Origin of the sequence: Steroidobacter sp. (assembly GCF_016790065.1) — a bacterium.
Lineage (GTDB): Bacteria > Pseudomonadota > Gammaproteobacteria > Steroidobacterales > Steroidobacteraceae > Steroidobacter.
Genome location: NZ_JAEUPY010000923.1, coordinates 1 through 3770, shown reverse-complemented (window position 1 = coordinate 3770; position 3770 = coordinate 1). Strand labels below are relative to the sequence as shown.

The 3770-nt window shown below is 60.5% G+C and carries 4 protein-coding genes; 2 read left to right on the top strand and 2 right to left on the bottom strand.

Translation table 11 applies throughout. The features are described 5' to 3' along the window. Window positions 1-1144, bottom strand: a 1144-nt coding sequence (locus tag JNL55_RS36730) for an MATE family efflux transporter (protein WP_293866914.1), incomplete at its 3' end; no start/stop codon positions are given. Window positions 1145-1260: 116 nt separating this feature from the next. Between JNL55_RS36730 and trxC the strand changes: the two genes are divergently transcribed. Continuing rightward, window positions 1261-1710, top strand: coding sequence for a thioredoxin TrxC (trxC, locus tag JNL55_RS36725; protein ID WP_293866912.1), 450 nt, complete (start codon window positions 1261-1263; stop codon window positions 1708-1710). 53 nt (window positions 1711-1763) lie between these two features. Here trxC and JNL55_RS36720 read toward each other — a convergent pair whose 3' ends face one another. Next, window positions 1764-2708, bottom strand: a complete 945-nt coding sequence (locus JNL55_RS36720) for an aldo/keto reductase (RefSeq protein ID WP_293866910.1) — start codon at window positions 2706-2708, stop codon at window positions 1764-1766. Window positions 2709-3015: 307 nt separating this feature from the next. Between JNL55_RS36720 and JNL55_RS36715 the strand changes: the two genes are divergently transcribed. Further along, on the top strand, window positions 3016-3770 hold a 755-nt coding region (locus JNL55_RS36715), incomplete at its 3' end, for a DUF4394 domain-containing protein (protein WP_293866907.1).

The window sequence follows — 3770 nt, the reverse complement described above, 5'->3', positions numbered from 1 at the left end:
CGAGCGCCTGGAACAAGCCGGAGCAGGTGAATACCAGGCCGCTCATGACGAAGTTCCAGGAGATCAGGTGCAGGAACAACGCGCCCACCGCGATCACTTCGGGATCCTTGGTGAAGAACGCCACCAGTGCTTCCGGTTGCCATTGGCACAACACCATCAGCAACAGCATCACGCCCACGCATTGCATGGACGCGATCCGAAAGGTCTCACGCACGCGTTCCAAGCGGCGCGCGCCGTAGTTCTGACCAGCGATTGGCGCCACCACGAAAGCAATGGCCATGGCCGGCATGAATATGCCCTGCATGATGCGTGAGCCGATACCGAAGCCAGCCTGGGCCGCCGCGCCGAAGTCTCGAATCGCCCAGTAGGTGATGGCGGTGTAAAGAAACATCAGCGCGAACTCGCCGCCGGCCGGCAAGCCGATGTTGAGCATGCGCCGCCATACCGCGACCCGCGGCTGCCATTGTTCAGGATGAAACGAAACGTATTTTTCCAAGCGCCGGAAATAGATCGACAACAGCACGATACCGACCGAGATGGCGATGGTGCTTGCCAGCCCCGCGCCCGCCACGCCCATCGCATAGCCGGTGCCCCAGCCGGCGATCAGCACCGGCGCCAACGCCGTGTTGATCAACACCGTCAGCACCTGCACGACCATGCCCGGCTTGACGATGCCGGTGCCACGCAACGCCGACGACATGGCCACCAGCGCGAACTGCAATGCCATGCCCGGCAGGAACCAATACAAATAAGCGCGCCCCTGATCGATGGTCTCCTGGTCGGCAGCAATCGAGCGCAGGTACGGCTCAGCCACGCCATACCCCACGACCAGCACCAACACGCCGCACAGGAACGCGATCAGCAACGATTGATTGAAGATCAGGTTGGCGTCTTCCTGATCCTTGCGACCCACCGCATGAGATATCAATGCGACTGTACCCACGCCCAGCACCTGAGTCAGGGCCAGCACGATGAACATCACATTGCCGGCCGCGCTCACTCCGGCGACCGCGGCATCCCCCAGCTCGGCCACGAAGTACAGGTCAACGAAGTAGTACAGCGTCTGGAACAGCATGCCGGCAGCCGTAGGCACGGCGAGCGAGATCAGATGCCCGGCGATGGAACCTTGGGTGAGATCTTTCATGCGCTGAGGGTTGGGGAGGGCCGTCTATTGTGCTCGAAATGCCCGCCGAATGTGTGTCGGACTAATGGCCCCGCCGTGCTCTTGTATGCGATTTTTCGTACCCCATTATCCCGCTCATGAGCCAAGCAACTGCCTCCGGTGTCCATCTAGTGTGCGGACATTGCGATTCTGTGGTGCGGATTCCCGCGGATCGCCTCGACCAGGGTCCGAAGTGTCCGAAATGCCATCACGCACTGTTCGCCGGCCAGCCGCTGGAGTTGACCACTGCATCGTTCGACCGGCATGTGAGCCGCAACGACCTGCCGCTGATCGTGGATTTTTGGGCGCCCTGGTGTGGCCCCTGCAAAATGATGGCGCCCCATTTCGAAGAGGCCAGCCGGCGCTTGCTGACTCAGGCGCGCTTCGCCAAGGTCAACTCGGACGATGAGCCGTCGCTGTCGGCGCGCTTTGGGATTCGAAGCATCCCGACCCTGATGGTGTTCAAACAGGGCCGGGAGATTGCCCGGCAGTCGGGCGCGATGGATTTAGGCGGGCTGCTCCGCTGGACGCAGCCCTACCTAATTTGATTTAACAGCGACTCGGGCATCCTGCCAGGTACATCGCTGTACCTAGTTATTAATCAAATCGACGCCCACAACTCCTCGATCTTCTTGCGGCCGGCGGCATCCGGCAGGCGGCCACGGCCGGCCAGCTGATTGTCCTTGAGGTGCGCGATCTTGGTGGTGCCCGGAATCACGGCCGTCACTGCCGGGTGGGCAATGTTGTACTTCAAGAACAGCTGCGCCCAGCTGGTCACATCGTAGTCGGCCGCCCAAGCCGGCAGCGGCTTGCCCGACACCTTGGTCAACACGCTGCCACGACGGCCGCCCAGCGGCAGGTTGGTCAACACCGCCACGCCCTTCTCCTTGGCCAGCGGCAGAATCTTTTCTTCCGAGCCGCGATTGTCGATCGAGTAGTCGACCTGCAGGAAGTCCAGCTTGTACTTGGCGAGCGCTTCCAGCACCTGCGGGTACTGATCGTCGGAAGAGGTGGTGATGCCGATGTAGCGCACCTTCTTGGCCTGTTTCCATTCCTGCAGCTTGGGCCACAGCGCCTCGATGCCGTTGAAGTTATGAATCTGCAACAGGTCGATACGGTCGGTCTGCAAGCGCTGCAACGCCAGCTCCAGTTCGCCGTCGCCGCCCACCGGTTCGCCACGGATCGGCGTCTTGGTGGCCAGGAAAATCTGGTCGCGATTGCCCAGCTCCTTGAGCAAATTACCGATCACCACTTCGGACTCGCCGTAGCCGCGGGCCGTGTCGATGATCTTCGCGCCCAGCTTGGGGAAGTTGTCCAGCACTTCACGACGCGCAGCGATTTCTTCCGGCGCGGTGACGCTGTATTGATTGGTACCCAACCCCACTACAGGCAACAACTCGCCGGTGGCAGGAATTGGCTTGGTGATGGCAGGCAGGTTGCCGCTCTTGGCTGCAGCGGCTTGAGCGATCGTACCGCTCAGCGCTAACCCGACGCCGGCAGCAACGCCGCCCTGAAGAACCGACCGACGCGTGACCACTGAACTCACAACCACCTCCAAGATTTCGACCGAAAAATTCGCCGGCTCCCAATGTGCATTTCGCAGCTGACATTCAGCTGACTCGGAGCTGACTGCATGCTGACACGCATTCACTAACTGAACGTCGCGCGCGGAGCGCGTTTATGACGTTCGGCGGCGAACCTTGTCAATACACAAATGATGAGCTGGCGACGTAACACTGCATCCGATCTCTGCTGCAATACCGAATATTGGCATCGAGAGCAGCGCCGCTCTCCCGCGATGGCTTCGACCTCGCGGCCATGTTCGCAAGCAAATTCACCTGAGGTCGAAAGTCATGAGATCGACGAGAACATCGGCAGCTTGGGCAGCGGTCGCCACGGCGACATCGTTGCTCGGCGTCAGCATCGTCAGCGCCCAAACGCAAACGACTGCGGTGGCGACGAGCGGCATCGCAAAAGGCGTGACCTTACCTAACTCGCGTGTCTACGCGCTCACCAGCGACAACGCGCTCTACATTCTCAAGCCAGGCGCCAGTCAGTATGTACGCGGCGGCCGCGTCGATGTTTCCGACGGCGGCAATCTCATCGGCATCGACTTCCGTCCCGCCGACGGGCTATTGTATGGGCTCACCGATCGCGGCGGCTTGTACACCATCGACCTGTCGTCGCGTTACTTCGGCGCCAGCACCAAAGTCAGCACCGTCAATCCGCGTTTCACCGGCGGCTTCGGCGCGCTGGTGGATTTCAACCCAGTATTGAATGCGCTGCGCATCACTGGCAGCAACGATCAAAACATTGCGGTGGTGAACGGCGCCAACGGCGGCAACCTGAACACCACCGCGGTACAAACCAAATTCACCTATGCCCAAGGCGATGTGAATTTCGGCAAGGATCCGGAAATCGTCGGCGGTGCCTACAACAACAACTTCAACGGCGCCACCACCACGCTGTTTTATCTGGTCGATCACGACCTGGACACGCTGGTGACCATTTCCAACAAGAACGCCACCGGCAGTTCCAACACCGGCAGCGGCCTGTTGCAAACCATCGGCCCATTCGTCGATGAATACGGCAATGCCTTGAACATGTC

What these genes read in the sequence shown, in the direction of transcription:
- trxC (WP_293866912.1), top strand. Translation starts at nt 1,261, where the DNA reads ATGAGCCAAGCAACTGCCTCCGGTGTCCATCTAGTGTGCGGACATTGC.